14 protein-coding genes are annotated in these 13868 nt (G+C 61.7%); 1 reads left to right on the top strand and 13 read right to left on the bottom strand.

All coding sequences use genetic code 11. The features are described 5' to 3' along the window. Positions 1-101: 101 nt before the first annotated feature. The 7 genes from KSY82_RS06485 to KSY82_RS06455 form a co-directional block, all read right to left on the bottom strand. Positions 102-2675 carry a DNA topoisomerase I gene (locus KSY82_RS06485; protein WP_217750600.1) on the bottom strand — a complete coding sequence of 858 codons (2574 nt, stop codon included), beginning with the start codon at positions 2673-2675 and terminating at the stop codon, positions 102-104. 54 nt (positions 2676-2729) lie between these two features. After that, a complete protein-coding gene (gene hypB / locus KSY82_RS06480) occupies positions 2730-3413 on the bottom strand; it encodes a hydrogenase nickel incorporation protein HypB (protein ID WP_006235936.1) in 684 nt (227 codons plus the stop codon). A gap of 55 nt (positions 3414-3468) precedes the next feature. Further along, positions 3469-3825 (bottom strand): hydrogenase maturation nickel metallochaperone HypA, encoded by a 357-nt coding sequence (hypA, locus tag KSY82_RS06475; RefSeq protein ID WP_217108232.1) that lies wholly within the window; start codon positions 3823-3825, stop codon positions 3469-3471. Positions 3826-3831: 6 nt separating this feature from the next. Further along, positions 3832-4623, bottom strand: a complete 792-nt coding sequence (tatC, locus tag KSY82_RS06470) for a twin-arginine translocase subunit TatC (protein WP_217750599.1) — start codon at positions 4621-4623, stop codon at positions 3832-3834. Beyond that, on the bottom strand, positions 4623-5198 hold the full coding sequence (locus KSY82_RS06465) for a twin-arginine translocase TatA/TatE family subunit (RefSeq protein WP_217750598.1): 576 nt from the start codon (positions 5196-5198) through the stop codon (positions 4623-4625). The genes tatC and KSY82_RS06465 overlap by 1 nt, the downstream gene beginning before the upstream one ends. Positions 5199-5351: 153 nt before the next feature. Beyond that, positions 5352-5666 (bottom strand): STAS domain-containing protein, encoded by a 315-nt coding sequence (locus KSY82_RS06460; RefSeq protein WP_055251245.1) that lies wholly within the window; start codon positions 5664-5666, stop codon positions 5352-5354. Between the two features lie 51 nt (positions 5667-5717). Further along, positions 5718-7022, bottom strand: a complete 1305-nt coding sequence (locus KSY82_RS06455; protein WP_217750597.1) for an aspartate aminotransferase type Ic — start codon at positions 7020-7022, stop codon at positions 5718-5720. 149 nt (positions 7023-7171) lie between these two features. On the opposite strand from KSY82_RS06455, the gene KSY82_RS06450 reads away from it, so the two are divergent. Continuing rightward, positions 7172-7426: a hypothetical protein gene (locus KSY82_RS06450; protein ID WP_022093864.1), complete on the top strand. Its 255-nt coding sequence runs from the start codon at positions 7172-7174 to the stop codon at positions 7424-7426. 332 nt (positions 7427-7758) lie between these two features. On the opposite strand, the gene nhaA is transcribed toward KSY82_RS06450, so the two are convergent. The 6 genes from nhaA to KSY82_RS06420 all read right to left on the bottom strand — a co-directional run bounded on the left by nhaA (position 7759) and on the right by KSY82_RS06420 (position 13800). Continuing rightward, a complete protein-coding gene (gene nhaA, locus KSY82_RS06445; RefSeq protein ID WP_217750596.1) occupies positions 7759-9117 on the bottom strand; it encodes a Na+/H+ antiporter NhaA in 1359 nt (452 codons plus the stop codon). 267 nt (positions 9118-9384) lie between these two features. Beyond that, a complete protein-coding gene (locus KSY82_RS06440; RefSeq protein WP_217750595.1) occupies positions 9385-10308 on the bottom strand; it encodes a manganese-dependent inorganic pyrophosphatase in 924 nt (307 codons plus the stop codon). Positions 10309-10455: 147 nt separating this feature from the next. Beyond that, complete coding sequence (locus KSY82_RS06435; protein ID WP_233540726.1) at positions 10456-11409, bottom strand: ROK family protein; 954 nt, start codon at positions 11407-11409, stop codon at positions 10456-10458. Between the two features lie 241 nt (positions 11410-11650). After that, entirely contained in the window at positions 11651-11983 is a 333-nt protein-coding gene (locus tag KSY82_RS06430) for a PTS sugar transporter subunit IIA (protein ID WP_197736861.1), read from the bottom strand. 9 nt (positions 11984-11992) lie between these two features. Continuing rightward, positions 11993-12295, bottom strand: coding sequence for a PTS sugar transporter subunit IIB (locus KSY82_RS06425; protein ID WP_035137700.1), 303 nt, complete (start codon positions 12293-12295; stop codon positions 11993-11995). A 161-nt stretch (positions 12296-12456) separates the two neighbouring features. Further along, positions 12457-13800, bottom strand: a complete 1344-nt coding sequence (locus tag KSY82_RS06420) for a PTS sugar transporter subunit IIC (protein WP_118226878.1) — start codon at positions 13798-13800, stop codon at positions 12457-12459. Positions 13801-13868: the final 68 nt, after the last annotated feature.

Raw genomic sequence — 13868 nt, 5'->3', positions numbered from 1 at the left:
TTGCCAGCAAAAACAGTCCCTATTTCACCGCAACTTAGAAGTGGGGCCGGGCGCGCATTTGCATTTGCGCGCCCGGCCCCGCCGCGTCTATATGTGCTCGGTTACTTGTCGGCGGCCTTCTTGGTGGTCGTCTTTTTTGCGGCAGCCTTCTTGGCGGCAGTCTTCTTGGCCGCCGTCGTCTTCTTGGCCGTGCTCGCCTTAGTCGTGGTCTTGCGGCCGCGGGCGGGCTTCTTCTCCTTGGTCGGGCAGTCCATGTTGACGCAGATACGCCACGGGCCGCGCGCTGTGTTGACCACCACGATGGGGGCGCCGCACTCGGGGCAGGTCTCACCCGTCGCCTCGAGCTTACCGCGCGCCGGCAGAGGATAGCTCACGCCGCAGTCATCGTAGTTGGTGCAGCGGATAAAGCGCTTGCCGCTCTTCTCACTCTTGTGCGCGATCAGGTCGCCATGACGTCCGGCCTCGGCGCACACCTTGCACTCGCCCACCTTAAGGTCGGGCTCGTAGTTGGTGGGGCACGTGGGGTTCACGCAGATCTCGAAAGCCTTCTGACGGAACGGCTGGCATTTAATGCGCGGCGCGCCGCACTCGGGGCACACGGCCGCCTCGCCCTCGAGCGGACTCACCTTGACGCCGCTCGGCACCGGATAGGTCACATCGCAGTCGGGCCAGCCCATGCAGCCAATGAAGCTGCCACGGGTCTTGGCGCTCGTCTTCATAACCAGGTCCTTGCCGCACTTGGGGCAAGCTCCCACGCGCGCATCGGCCGTGACGGCGTCGCTGATGGCGTCGCCCAGCTCCTGCGTGTGCTTGAGCAGCTCGTCGAGCACGCCAGCCAGCAGCGCGCGCGAGTGCATCACGACATGCTCTTCGGTATCCTCGCCGCGCTCCACACGGGTCATGTCGCCGTCGAGCTCGCTGGTCATATCGGGGCTCGTGATGCGCGGGGCAAACTGCGTCAGCGCATCGATGATGGCGATGCCCAGCTGACTCGGCTCCACGGGATCGTTTTTGAGGTAGCGCACGGCGTACAGGCGCTCGATGATGCTCGCGCGCGTGGACTTGGTGCCCAAGCCGCGCTTCTCCATCTCCTGCACGAGTTTACCCTGGCTGTAGCGTGCGGGCGGCTCGGTCTGCTTTGCCTCGAGCTTAATGTCGAACACATCAACCGTATCGCCCTGCTCCAGCGGCGGCATCTGCTCATCGCGCTTAAGGCCGTACGGATAGGCCTCGCGGAAACCCGGGGTCACGAGCACGTCGCCCGAAGCCACGAACGGCTCACCGTTCACATCAAGCTCGAGCTTGGTGTTCTCGATGGTCGCGGGCCCCATGAGCGTCGCCAGGAAGCGGCGGGCGATGAGGTCGTAGAGCTTGCGCTGGCCGCCGTCGAGCGTGGACGGATCGCCCTCGCCCGTGGGATAGATAGGCGGGTGGTCGGTGGTCTCGACCTTGCCGCGCGTGGGCTTCATGGGACCGGCGAGCACCTTTTTGCACACGGGCGCCAGCGCCGGGTTGATCTTTGCCAGGTCGCTCACCACGGCGCCCAGATCGAGCGTCGCGGGATACACGGTGTTGTCGACACGCGGGTAGCTGATAAGGCCCGCCATGTAGAGGGACTCGGCGATGCGCATGGTACGCGCAGGCGAGATGCCCTCGGCAGCGGCGGCGGCCTGCAGCGAGGTGGTCGCAAACGGCGTGGGCGGCTGCTGCTTGCGGGAGCGCTTGGTCACCGCGGCGACGGTTGCCGTCGTAACGCCGTCGACATGGCCGTATGCCGTCTCGGCAGCATCCTTGTCGGTAAAGCGTGCCGTCTTGTGCGCAATCTTAAAGCGGTCGTCCTCAGCAGCACCCTGCGCGGCGCCCATGCCGCGGATCTGCCAATAGTCCTCGGGCACAAACGCCATGCGCTCGCGCTCGCGCTCGACCACCAGGGCAAGCGTCGGCGTCTGCACGCGGCCGGCGGAGCGCACGTTGCCAAAGCCGCCGAACTTGGCGAGCGTCAGATAGCGCGTGAGCACCGCGCCCCAGATAAGGTCGATGTGCTGGCGGCTCTCGCCGGCGTCGGCCAGATTCTGGTCGAGCGAGACAAGGTTATCGAAGGCCTGCGTGATCTCGGCCTTGGTAAACGAAGAATACTGGGCGCGGGCAACCGGCAAGTCCGGCGCAACCTCGCGCACCTTGTTGAGGGCGTCCGAACCGATCAGCTCGCCCTCGCGATCGAAGTCCGTGGCGATGATGACGCTGTCGGACTTTTTGGCAAGGTTCTTAAGCGAGCGGATGAGTTCCTTCTCGGCCGGCAGCTTAATGACGGGTGCCCAGGTGAGATACGGCAGACTCTCGAGCTTCCAGCCCTTGATGGAGATGCCGTCGGCAAGAAACGGCTTGCGCTTGGTGTCGTAGGGCGGGCGTGCCAGGCCATCGGGCATGTCGGCCGGTAGCATCTCGCCGTCCTCGGTAACCGAATACCAGCCCAGCTTTTTATCGAACAGCACGCTGTCGCAAAAATCGGGCGCAAGGATGTGACCGGCCAGGCCGATGGTCACGCACTCCTCGCCCTTCCACTCAAAACGGTAGATGGCGGTGTTGTACACCTTATCCTTTTTGGGTTTGCCCGTGGACAGACGCTCGGCGATCTGACGCGCAGCGTCGTTTTTCTCGGCGATGATGAGCTTCAAAAGAGGCTCCTATCTCGTGTCTCTGCGGCTACGCCCGCCCGTATGGCGGCCGATTTACGCCCTTGCTTGCTCGATCTGCCCGATGAGCCAATCGCACCAGGCATCCATGCCCTCGCCCTTGCGCGCGCTCACGGCAAACCGCGGCGCCTGCGGATTGAGGTCATCGAGTGTCTTAGTATACCTATCCATGTCAAAATCGAAAGCCGGGGCCACGTCGACCTTATTGAGCAGCTGCGCGCCGGCGTGCTGGAAGATGCCCGGGTACTTGATGGGCTTGTCGTCGCCCTCGGGCACCGAGAGAATCATGATGGACAGGTTCTCACCCAGGTCAAAGTCGACCGGGCAGACCAAGTTGCCCACGTTTTCGATAAAGATGACGTCGATGTTCTCCAGACCGACGGCCTGGTCGAACGCGTCAACGGCCTCCATGATCATGTTGCCCTCGAGGTGGCACAGGCCACCCGTGTTGATCTGGATGGCGGGCATGCCGGCTTCCTTCATGGTGATGGCGTCGACATCCGAGGCAATATCGCCCTCGATGACAGCGCAGCGCAAGCCGGCCTTGTCGCGCAGGCGCTCGTTGGTGCCCAGGATCGTGGTGGTCTTGCCCGAACCGGGGCTCGACAGCACATTGATCACATAGGTGTTTGTTTCATTAAATCGCTGACGCAGCTGATCTGCCAGGCGCTCGTTGCGCGACAGAATCGGCGACGCGATATCAATCGTTTTCTCGGCCATACTTAGCGCTCCTTACTTTGGCCCCTTTATACCCCATCACTAGATGGCTAGCGGGCTAATCGTCGGGGGTTTCGATTTCGATACTCGCGATGTCGAGCTCGCGGCCGTGCAGCAGGCGCACGTTGGCGCCGCCACATTGGGGGCAGCGACAATGAAAGCGGTCGTGGTCGAAAACCTCGCCGCAGTCCAGACACTCGCTTTGTGGATGGACCTCCTCCACGGCGAGCTCGCAGCCCTGCGTGAGCGGGTCCTCGTCGCGAAACGTCTCCCACGCAAAGTCGAGCGCCTCGCGCACCACCTCGGTCATATCCCCGATACGCAGCGTTACCAAAACGGCGCGCGAGGCCCCCGCCCCACGCGCCGCGCGAATCACTGTATCGAGTATGCCGTTGACAATGCCAACCTCGTGCATACCGGTCTACTCCTCGTCGTCCTCTTCGTTCGAGAACAGGTCCAGACGGCTCACAAACAAGCCCTCCTTGCCCTCACGCGCGGTAATGACCACGCGGGCGATGGCGAGCGAGATCTCGTAGAGCGAGAGCAGGGCACCATACATAAGACCCAGCGTGACGGGCGAGCCATCGGGCGTAATTACAGCCGAGCCCGCCAGCAGGCCCACATATACATAGCGCCAGGCGCTGCGGAAGGCCGCGTAGGACACGATATGAAAGACGGACAGATAGAAGATGATGAGCGGCAGCTCGAACGCCACACCAAAGCCGATCATAAAGAGCAGCTCCATGTTGATGTAATCCTCCAGTTCGGGCAGCGCCGTGGCGACGGCCGAAGTCTCGCCGATGAGCCACTCAAAGCCCGCAGGGATGATGATGAAGTAGCAGAAGATAGCGCCCAGGAAGAACAGCACCGTCGAGGCGAGCACCGTGGGCACGACCCACTTGCGCTCGTTGGGGCGCAGCGCCGGCAGGAAAAACGCCAAGACCTGCCAGACGATCATGGGCGTGCACATGACAACGGCCATCTTGAGAGCCAGCGAAAAGCGCAGACCAAAGCCGCCGAGCGTGGTGGTGATGTAGAACTTACCGTCCGGCACAAACGAGCGGATGGGATCTTTCAAGATATCGAGCACCACGGGCGTGGCGAAATACAGCACGATAGCGGCGGCAAACACCGACACGACCACGATGGTCAGGCGGCGACGAAGCTCTCCCAGATGATCGAAGAGCGGCATGCGCGCAGGTCCGATAGGCATTACTCATCGCCTCCCTTCGAGGCGTCGGCGGCAGCGGCGTCGTCCTCGGCCTCGAGCTCGCGAGCGAGCTGGTCGACGACGGCCTTGCGCTTGCGGGGACGACGAGCGTAGAGGTCAGCCGTCGTGGGCTCTGCCGGCTCGGGCTCGGGCTCTGCAACAGGCTCGGGCTCGGCGGCATCAGCAGCAACGGCAGGCTCTGCACCCTCGGCCTCCTCGGCAACACCTTCGCCCTCAGCAGCACCCTCGCTTGCGGCCTTCTCGGCAGCAAGACGGGCACGGCGCTCGGCAAAGGTCTCCTTCTTGGCGGGCGCTGCCGTCTCGGCGGCATCCTCGTCCGCATCGGAATCGTCGTCGGTCGCAGCAGCCTTCTTGGGCTTGACCGGGGCCGACGCGGCCTCGCTCACCGGATCGATAATCTCGGACTGAACAACGGCCGTCATCTTTTCCTGCGTCTCGCGGAACTGACGGATGGCACGGCCAATCGTACGGCCCATCTGTGGGAGCTTATCCGGGCCAAACAGCAAAAAGCCGAAGACCACGATGATCGCGAGCTCACCCTCTCCAATACCAAACACACATACCTCCAAGGCTCGATGTGAGTCGAGCCCGCACCGCGCCATTCGGCCGGAACTCGTCTATTCATTCGGTCAAGTATAGCGCCCGGACGCCAAAACGTCCGAGCGCATCACAAACATATGCCAAACGGCACGCCCTTTTGAGGGCAAAGGTTATGCAGCGGTGATCGAAATCTCCTGGTCGACACCCAACAGCTGAACCACGCGCATCACCGGAGGCTGCACATTGGCGCAGCTAAAGCGCTTGCCGTGGTCGACTGCGTGGTGCGCGGCGCCCACAAGCACGCCAATGCCCGTCGAATCGATGTAGCTCACCTGGGCAAAATCGAGCTCAACGGCCTCGGTGGGCTGCTCGAGCGCCAGGTCGATGGCATTGCGCAGGCTATCGGCATTAGAGATATCGATCTCGCCGGTTACCTTAATGGTGTAGAGCTCTGGCGTGGGGTTGGTAGAAATTCCCAAATCCATGTATACGCTCCTTTACGTATCGAAAGTGCGGATAGTACGGGAAGCCGCGCGTTAGGCGCGCTCGGCACGCGCAAGCTCGGCAGCGACAAGCTTAACGGCCAGCACCAGCACATCGAGCGCGGCCTCCAGGTCCTCGACCGTGGGATAGCTCGGCGCGATGCGAATATTGGTGTCGCGCGGGTCCTTGCCATAGGGCCAGGTGGCACCAGCCGGCGTGAGCTTGACGCCCAGGTCGGCGCAAAGCGCGGCGACCTTCTGGGCCGAGCCCTCGGGACCATCGAAGCTTACAAAGTAGCCGCCGCGGGGGTGCGTCCAGGTGGCGCAGCCCGTGTCGCCCAAGCCCTCGGTGAGCTTGCGCTCAACGGCCTCAAAGCGCGGACGCAGGAACTCGGCGTGCTTTTTCATGTGCTCCTTGACCGCCTCGATGGTAGGAAGGAAGCGCACGTGACGCAGCTGGTTGAGCTTGTCGGCGCTGATGAGGCCGGCCTTCAGGCGCTTTGAGAACTCGGCGATGACCGCGGGGCTCGCACCGATAAAGCCGATGCCGGCGCCCGGGAAGGTGATCTTGGACGTCGAGGCAAAGGCCACCACGCGATCCTCGGTGCCCGCCGCGCGAGCGAGGTCAAAGATGTTTGCGAGCTCGTCGGTCTCGTCGTACAGGTCGTGCACGCAGTAGGCGTTGTCCCAGAAGATGCGGAAATCGGGCGCGGCCGTGGGCATCTCGACCAAGCGACGCACGGTGTCCTCGCTAAAGGTGATGCCCGTGGGGTTGGAATACTTGGGCACGCACCAGATACCCTTGATGGAGTCGTCGGCGGCAACCAGGCGCTCGACCTCGTCCATGTCGGGGCCGTTGTCGGTCATCGCGACGGGGACATTCTCGATACCCAGGTCGGCGGTGATGCCAAAGTGGCGGTCGTAGCCGGGAACAGGGCACAGGAACCTGACCTTCTTGCCGTCATGCGCGGCCTCGTAAGTCTCCCAAGGCTCGCTGCCGCACGAGCCGCAGCGCCAGAACATGCCGGCGATATCGTGCTCGATCAGCAGGCTCGACGAACCCAGTACGAGCGTCTGCTCGGCGGGGCAACCCAGGAACTCCCCCGCCAGCTTGCGTGCCGAGGGAATGCCCTCAAAGCAGCCGTAGTTGGAGCAGTCGACGTTGCCATCGTGCAGATCGGCGTCGGCGTTGAGGATATCGAGCATGGGGCGCGAGATGTCAACCTGGGAGGGCGACGGCTTGCCGCGGGCCATGTCGAGTGCCAGGCCCTTGGCCTTGACCTCGGCGACCTCGGCTTTGAGCGCCTCTATGGCGGCATCGAGTTCGGTGGTTTCCATCTTCTGGTAGATCGTCTGCATGGGTGCGACCTTTCACGAAGCGGTACGTTGCAGTTCGTCTAAGTATAGACCGCCACCGCCGCAACGGTATGAAGCCGTGATAGATTAAGTCCATCGCAATAAATTACGAATCGCCGCGCATGCCGACGTGAGGCGCCCGAGGAGGCACTATGGAGTACGGATCGTTCCAGGCCGAGGAATTCGGCGACCTGCAGCGCCTGGTCGACGGACTGTTTTACGACCGCCACGCCATCGACCGCCTGGACCTCATCGTGCAGGCCGAAATCTTGGACCTGGCACCCGATCTCATGGAGATCGTCAACCTGCTACCGCCCGGCTACTACGACCGCCAATCGCTTTGCGACCAGCTCAACTCGGCCCTTGCCGCCCACGGTTGGGGCGCCGTCTACGGCACCGTGGAATAAACCTAGTCATTGGGGGCTGTGGGCAAAATAGGGCAAATATGAGTACTGTTACCTTTTTAGTAGCAGCGATTCAGGCCCCAAATCGGCGTTTTTGCGCCTGAATTTTCTTTCCGAGCAGCAGCTGTCGCCAAATTGGAGTCAAGCGATTACTCGTTAACATACAGATAACATGATTGTGTTCATTATTTTTCACACCTAAAATGAAACGCCGTTTGTGACAGTACTCACAAACGGCGTTTTTTGACCACGGGGGTATCTGGCAGGGGGCCAGTAGCACCCTGATCCGAGTTTCGAACGCATCCAAACCGGCTCTGGTGCCTATTTTTATGCTTTTACTCGCCCTTGGGCGCGGGGTGTTTGCAGACCACGCTCATGTAGATCATGCCGAGCACGGCGGCGGTGACCGAACCGGCAAGGATGGCGGCCTTGGCAGCCAGAACCTCAAACTGGGCCGTCGGGAAGGCAAGACCGCTGATGAGAATCGACATGGTAAAGCCGATGCCGCCCAGAATGCCCACACCGGCAATCATGTGCCAGTTGACATTGTGCGGCAGCTCGCAGACCTTGAGCTTGACCAAGGCGAACGTCATGCCAAAGATGCCGATCGGCTTGCCCAGCAGCATGCCAAAGTACACGCCGAGCGTCACCGGGTCGGTGAGCAGCGTGCTCATGTCCACGCCCACTAGGCGAACCTGTGCGTTCACGAACGCAAAGATCGGAAGAATCACAAAGTTGACCGGCGTGGAGATCAGACGCTCCATGCGGATGAGCGGCGGGGTGACGCGGTGCATGACGCGCTCGACCTTAGTGGTCGAGACGGTAAAGTCATGCTGGCCCAGGATGTGTGCCTCGTCATCGTAGCGGTCATCGAGCAACGGCAGGCACTCGCCCAACCAATCGGTAAGGCTATCGAGCTTGACGCCGCACTTGGCCGGGATGGTAAAGGCCAAGATGACGCCAGCAAGTGTGGCATGTACGCCGCTCTTGAACATGCAGAACCACAACAGCAGACCCAGTACCGAATACGGGGCAAGGCGGTAATGCTGCGTCTTGTTGAGCCACACGAGCGCGCAGGTCACGAGCGCGGCGGCACCCAGCCAAAACGGATTGGGGCTCTGACCGTAGAAGATGGCGATGGCGGCGATGGAGATGAGGTCGTCGGCGATGGCGAGCGTCGAGAAGAACACGCGCACGCCGTTGGGCACGCGATTGCCCAAAAGCGACAGCACGCCCAGCGCAAAGGCAATATCGGTTGCCATGGGGATGGCCCAACCGTTGTGGGCGCCGGCATGGTTGAAGATCAGGTAGATGCAGGCGGGAACGACGACGCCGCCCACGGCCGCCAGCATGGGAAGCATGGCCTGACGCGGATTCTTGAGCTCGCCGACCGTCATCTCGTACTTAAGCTCAATGCCCACCAACAAAAAGAAAATCGCCATGAGGAAGTCGTTGACGAAAAGCTCAACGGTGAGACCGGCCGTAAGGTTTCCCAGACCCACATACAGCGGGGTCTCCAAAAAGTGATGGACGGCCTCGTAGGCATCGGTATTGGCGCAAATGACGGCGGCGATGGCGGCGAAGACCATGACGGCGGCGGAAATCGTGCCGTTCTCGGCGATGCGCTCCCAGATGTCGTGGCGCTCAAAACGCTTGCGCTCACGAACGTTGAACAGCTGTTCAGTTGCTGCCATGGGCGGCTCCTTTCACGGGAAAGCTCCCGTCTTAAAAAAGCACGGCCCGCCCAAGTGGCGGCGCCGCGCTCTAACGTATTACGCTTGCATCTAGCCTACCCTGCACGACAAGCACGCAGGCGTGGCCGAAAAGCGGAACCACAGGTTGAACATTATTTGCTCAACGGCACGGGCACGCCTGTCCAAGAGACGACGCGGCGCCGTGCACAAAAAACGACCGGAGCGCGGGGCGTCCGCGATCCGGTCGTAGCGTTTGGTCAACTAAACCTAGCAGGCGGCCATGATGCGGGCAGCGACCTGCTTCTTACGGGAGAGGACGCCCGGCATCCAGACGCCGTCGTGCTCGTCGGCAATGCCCAGGCCCTTCTGAGCAGCCTCGGTCTCGCCCTCGAGCAGGACCTGCGAGCCCTCCTCCATGATGTCGGTGATGCACAGGACAATGCCGTCAGCACCCTTCTCGGCGGCGTAGGCGCGCATGGCCTCGCGGATCTCGTCGATCATACCGAGCGCACGGCTCTTGTCGACGGTCTCGTACTGGCCGATGAGCAGCTTCTTGCCGGCGGGCTCGAACATCTTGATGTCGTTGCCGACCATCTCGGCTGCGGTGAAGGAGCCGGACGGACGGGTGAGGAAGACCTCCATGCCAAACTTGACCGGGTCGACGCCCACCTGCTCGCCGAGCTTGGCGGCGACGGCGCGGTCGACATCGGTGGTGGTGGGGCTCTTGAGCATAAGCGTGTCGGTCATCATGGCCGAGAGCAGCAGCTTGGCCTGGACGTCGGAAAGCTCAACGCCGAGCACGCCGGCGAGCTTGGTGACGATGGTGCAGCTGGAACCCCAGGGCAGGCAGATGTAGTGCAGCGGGCCGGCGGTCTCGAAGTCGCCGATGCGGTGATGATCGACAACGCCAAAGACCGTGGCGTCCTTAAGGCCGGCGACGGACTGGGCAGACTCGTTGTGGTCGGTGAGGACGACGAGCTGACCGGCCTCGACGGACTCGATCACGCGGGGCTCGGCGATGCCGGCGTCGGCGAGCAGCTTGGCGGACTCTGCCGGAAGCTGACCCAGGGCGCAGGCCTCGTAGGTGTTGCCGGCATACTCAACCTGGTTGAGCAGCTGGGACAGGACGACGGCGCTCATGATGGCGTCGTTATCGGGGTTCTGGTGACCAAAGACAAGAACGTTTGCCATGGATATCCTCCACTTGATATGTGTACTTGGACGTAGCTATGGTAGCACGCTGCCGCCGAACCTTATGAGACGCAAGGGCCGCGGCGCAATTTGGGGCGAGCCTGGGGGCGAAGTCTGCCACCTTGTACCACCGCCCTCCTGCACCGACTATTTACCGGCGGCGCGCAGGGCTACGTAGGCGGCACCGATGATGCCGGCGTCGTTTCCGAGCGAAGCGACCTTAATGGGCGTCTCGCGCGAGGCAGAGAGCGCGTACTGCTTAAAGTGCTCGCGAACCTTGTCGAGATAAACATCGGCCGAGGCAGACGCGCCGCCACCGATCAGGAACATCTCGGGGTCGACCACGTTGGCGATAAGCGCCAGGGCGCGGCCAAGGTAGTCGGCCATGGTGTCGGCTGCGGCCAGCGCAAGCTTGTCGCCCTCGCGGCAGGCCTGGAACACGTCCTTGGAATCGGAGGGGCCGGTGAGCTCAATGGGCTCGACGCCCGCCTTCTTGCACTCGGCAAGGTAGTTGCTCACCACGCCGGTGGCGCTGGAATACTGCTCCAGATGGCCATGGCCGCCACAGCCGCAGGTGCGCTCCTCGGCCGGGTTCAGGCACATGTGGCCAATCTCGCCGCCGGCGCCCACAACGCCCGATACCACGTCGCCGTTAACGATAACGCCGCCGCCCACGCCGGTACCGATGGTGACCATCACCACGTTCTGCACGCCCTTGGCAGAACCGAGCCAGGCCTCGCCCATGGCAGCGGCGTTGGCATCGTTCTCATACTTAACGACCGCATCGGGGCAGTGCTTCTGAATGGCGACCCTCAGCTCGGGCAGGTTAATGGCAATGTTGGCCTTGACCTTGGCATCGCCCGACGCCGGGATGGGACACGGAACGGCCAGGCCAATGCCCGCCACAAAGGCACGCGGAATCTGTGCCTTGGCGACCACCTGGTCGATAGCCTCGGTCACCGCGGCAAAGCCCGCAGCGTCAACGATAGGAGGCGTGGGCACGCTGGCCTTGGCAAGCAGGTTGCCGTCCTCGTCGAACAGGCCCTCCTTAACCGAAGTGCCGCCGACGTCGATGCCGATGTAGTACTGCTTAGGTTCCATGGGAGCCCACCTTTCTCGTTTAAACATTGCCTGTATGGTACCGCTCTCAAGGCAAAAACCTACCAAAAAGGGACAGGTTTGTTTTGGCAGGTTTTATCTGGGGTAACGCAATTGGCTGCCCAACAGGCCGCGCAAGACCATCCCCAAAAATAAAGGCGCCGGGAGGCGGAGGCTCCCGGCGCCCGTCAAAGGGACTATGTTGTCTGTTGGACCGCACGGTCCGTCGCGGCGATAACGCCGACTAGGCCTGAAGTGCCTGCAGCTGCTTGTGAACCTCGATGAGCTCCGTCGCCATGACGCGCATGGTCTCGGTGCCGGCCATCTGGTCCTCGGCATGCAGCAAAATCAACGGGGCCTCGCCGTTACGCTCGCCGTTGGCCTCCTTCTTCAGAAGCCCCATGTGAACATCGTGGCCACCGTTATAGGCCTCGTCGCCCTGCTTGATAAGCTCCTCGGCGGCGTCAAAATCGCCCTCCTTGGCCTTTTGCACGGCATTGATGTACATGCTCTTGGCGGTACCGACGTAGCTGATGATCTCGAAGCAGGTCATCTGCAGTTCGTTCATATCCTCCATGCGGAGCACCTAGCCCATCACGCTGACGCAGTGGTCGATGATGCCGGCAGCGTTCATGCGGCCGTAGTCGACCATGTTGATGACCTCGACCGGAAAACGACCGGCGGCCTCCTTCTCAAAATCGCCCTTGGTGTAGCCGATCTGCGGACCAAGCAGCAACATGTCGCACTCGTCCAGGTGATCGTGGGCCTCGTTCATGGGACGAGCCTCGACCTCAATATCCAGACCACGGTTTGCAACCTCGGCCTGCATCTTCTGGACCAGCAGGCTCGTGGACATGCCGGCATTGCAGCAGAGCATGATCTTCTTCATGGTTTCCTCCTTATAACTGCGCGGCGCGCAGACGACAACTGGTTGTATTCCTTGCGGCTATTGTGCCCGCTCCCCTGTATCTTTACGCAAGGGAGAGAGCCGCGGGCACCGGCACCGCGTACCGGCGCCCGCAAAGGTGAAAGGGACGAACGTTAGGCGTTCTACTCGGCGAGAGCCTCCTGCTTGGCGATTGCCTTCTCGGAAATCTTCATAAAGGGCAGGTAGACGGCCATGCCAATGACAATCTCGAGAGCCTGCCACACGCCGGCGCGCCAGTCAAAGCCCGTAGCGAGCAGGGCATTGATGACGGGAGGCATGGTCCAGGGCACCTGGGCGATGCAGGGGCTGATGATGCCTGCGCAGGTAAGGCCATAGGTGATGCCGATGAACAGATCGGGAAGAAGGACGAACGGGATCATGAGCGGCAGGTTGTACACGATGGGGTAACCGTAGATAACCGGCTCGTTGATGTTGAACAGACCAGGCAGGATAGCCATCTTGGAAACGGTCTCGGAAGCCTTGTTCTTGGAGAACAGGAGCGTGTCGAGCAGAAGCATGAGGGTGCAGCCCGAGCCGCCGATGAGGGCGAAGCTGTTAACGATCTGCATGTTCATGTAGTGATCGGGCTGGATGGTGCCACCGGCGGCAAAGGTAGCCATGTTGTCGACGATGAGCATGGTCAGGATCGGCTCGACGGTAGCGCCAGAGATGGTGGACTGGTGAATACCGACGCAGAACAGCAGGTTAGCAAGGGTGTAGATGAGGATAACAGCCCACGGACCGGCGTTCATGATGCTCTTGAGCGGGTTGGAGATGCACGTGGAGATGATGGTGCACAGATCGGTGCCGGCGCACACGGCGAGCAGGGCTGCGGCAAGAGCGAAGATCGCGAGGTTGAGCAGCATCGGGATCATGACGTTGAAGGAGTTGGAGACCGCGGGAGGCACGCCCTCGCCCAGCTTAACCTTGAGCTTCTCGACGCCAGAAATCTTGATGAAGAGCGAGACGGAAAGCAGGGCGATGATAATAGCCGAGAACAGACCGTTGGTGCCGGTGTTGGCAGTCGAAAGGGCGCCCGTGACCTCGGCGGAGGTGATCTTGTCGGTGAGCAGCGGGCTCGTGGCGGCAAGCGAGGCGGTGATCTGCTGCGGCATCATGATGACGAAAGCAGAGATAGCGACGACCACGCAAGCGAGCGGGTTATCGAAACGCTTGTTCTTAGCGAGGCTGTAGCCAATCAATCCGGCCAAGATAATGGCAGAGACGTTGAGGGTGCCCAGCGTAATTGCCGAGCCCCACGTCTGAAGGTTGGCAAGGCCCGCCGCATCGAGCGGGAACAGAGGGAACACGACGTTGTTAATAAGAACCGCGATACCCGCAAGGATATAGAGCGGCGTGATGGTCGCGAAGGCGTCACGCAGGGAACGCAGGTGAACCTGGTTTCCCACCTTCGCAGAGACCTCGGCAAACTTGTCGAGGAAGCTCTTTCCGTTGTCACTGGCCATGATTGCTCCTAACTTTCAAATCCGGCCTTTTCCTATGCGCACGGTGGTCTGTCGCCCTCTGCCACCAG

Origin of the sequence: Collinsella aerofaciens (genome assembly GCF_019131995.1) — a bacterium.
In the GTDB taxonomy this organism is placed as follows: Bacteria; Actinomycetota; Coriobacteriia; order Coriobacteriales; family Coriobacteriaceae; genus Collinsella; species Collinsella aerofaciens_S.
This window is presented reverse-complemented; position numbering and strand designations above follow the sequence as displayed.

What these genes read in the sequence shown, in the direction of transcription:
- KSY82_RS06435 (WP_233540726.1), bottom strand. Translation starts at nt 11,409, where the DNA reads ATGGAACCTAAGCAGTACTACATCGGCATCGACGTCGGCGGCACTTCG.
- KSY82_RS06430 (WP_197736861.1), bottom strand. Translation starts at nt 11,983, where the DNA reads ATGGAGGATATGAACGAACTGCAGATGACCTGCTTCGAGATCATCAGC.
- nhaA (WP_217750596.1), bottom strand. Translation starts at nt 9,117, where the DNA reads ATGGCAGCAACTGAACAGCTGTTCAACGTTCGTGAGCGCAAGCGTTTT.
- KSY82_RS06450 (WP_022093864.1), top strand. Translation starts at nt 7,172, where the DNA reads ATGGAGTACGGATCGTTCCAGGCCGAGGAATTCGGCGACCTGCAGCGC.
- KSY82_RS06425 (WP_035137700.1), bottom strand. Translation starts at nt 12,295, where the DNA reads ATGAAGAAGATCATGCTCTGCTGCAATGCCGGCATGTCCACGAGCCTG.
- KSY82_RS06420 (WP_118226878.1), bottom strand. Translation starts at nt 13,800, where the DNA reads ATGGCCAGTGACAACGGAAAGAGCTTCCTCGACAAGTTTGCCGAGGTC.
- KSY82_RS06460 (WP_055251245.1), bottom strand. Translation starts at nt 5,666, where the DNA reads ATGGATTTGGGAATTTCTACCAACCCCACGCCAGAGCTCTACACCATT.
- hypB (WP_006235936.1), bottom strand. Translation starts at nt 3,413, where the DNA reads ATGGCCGAGAAAACGATTGATATCGCGTCGCCGATTCTGTCGCGCAAC.
- KSY82_RS06455 (WP_217750597.1), bottom strand. Translation starts at nt 7,022, where the DNA reads ATGCAGACGATCTACCAGAAGATGGAAACCACCGAACTCGATGCCGCC.
- KSY82_RS06440 (WP_217750595.1), bottom strand. Translation starts at nt 10,308, where the DNA reads ATGGCAAACGTTCTTGTCTTTGGTCACCAGAACCCCGATAACGACGCC.
- tatC (WP_217750599.1), bottom strand. Translation starts at nt 4,623, where the DNA reads ATGCCTATCGGACCTGCGCGCATGCCGCTCTTCGATCATCTGGGAGAG.
- hypA (WP_217108232.1), bottom strand. Translation starts at nt 3,825, where the DNA reads ATGCACGAGGTTGGCATTGTCAACGGCATACTCGATACAGTGATTCGC.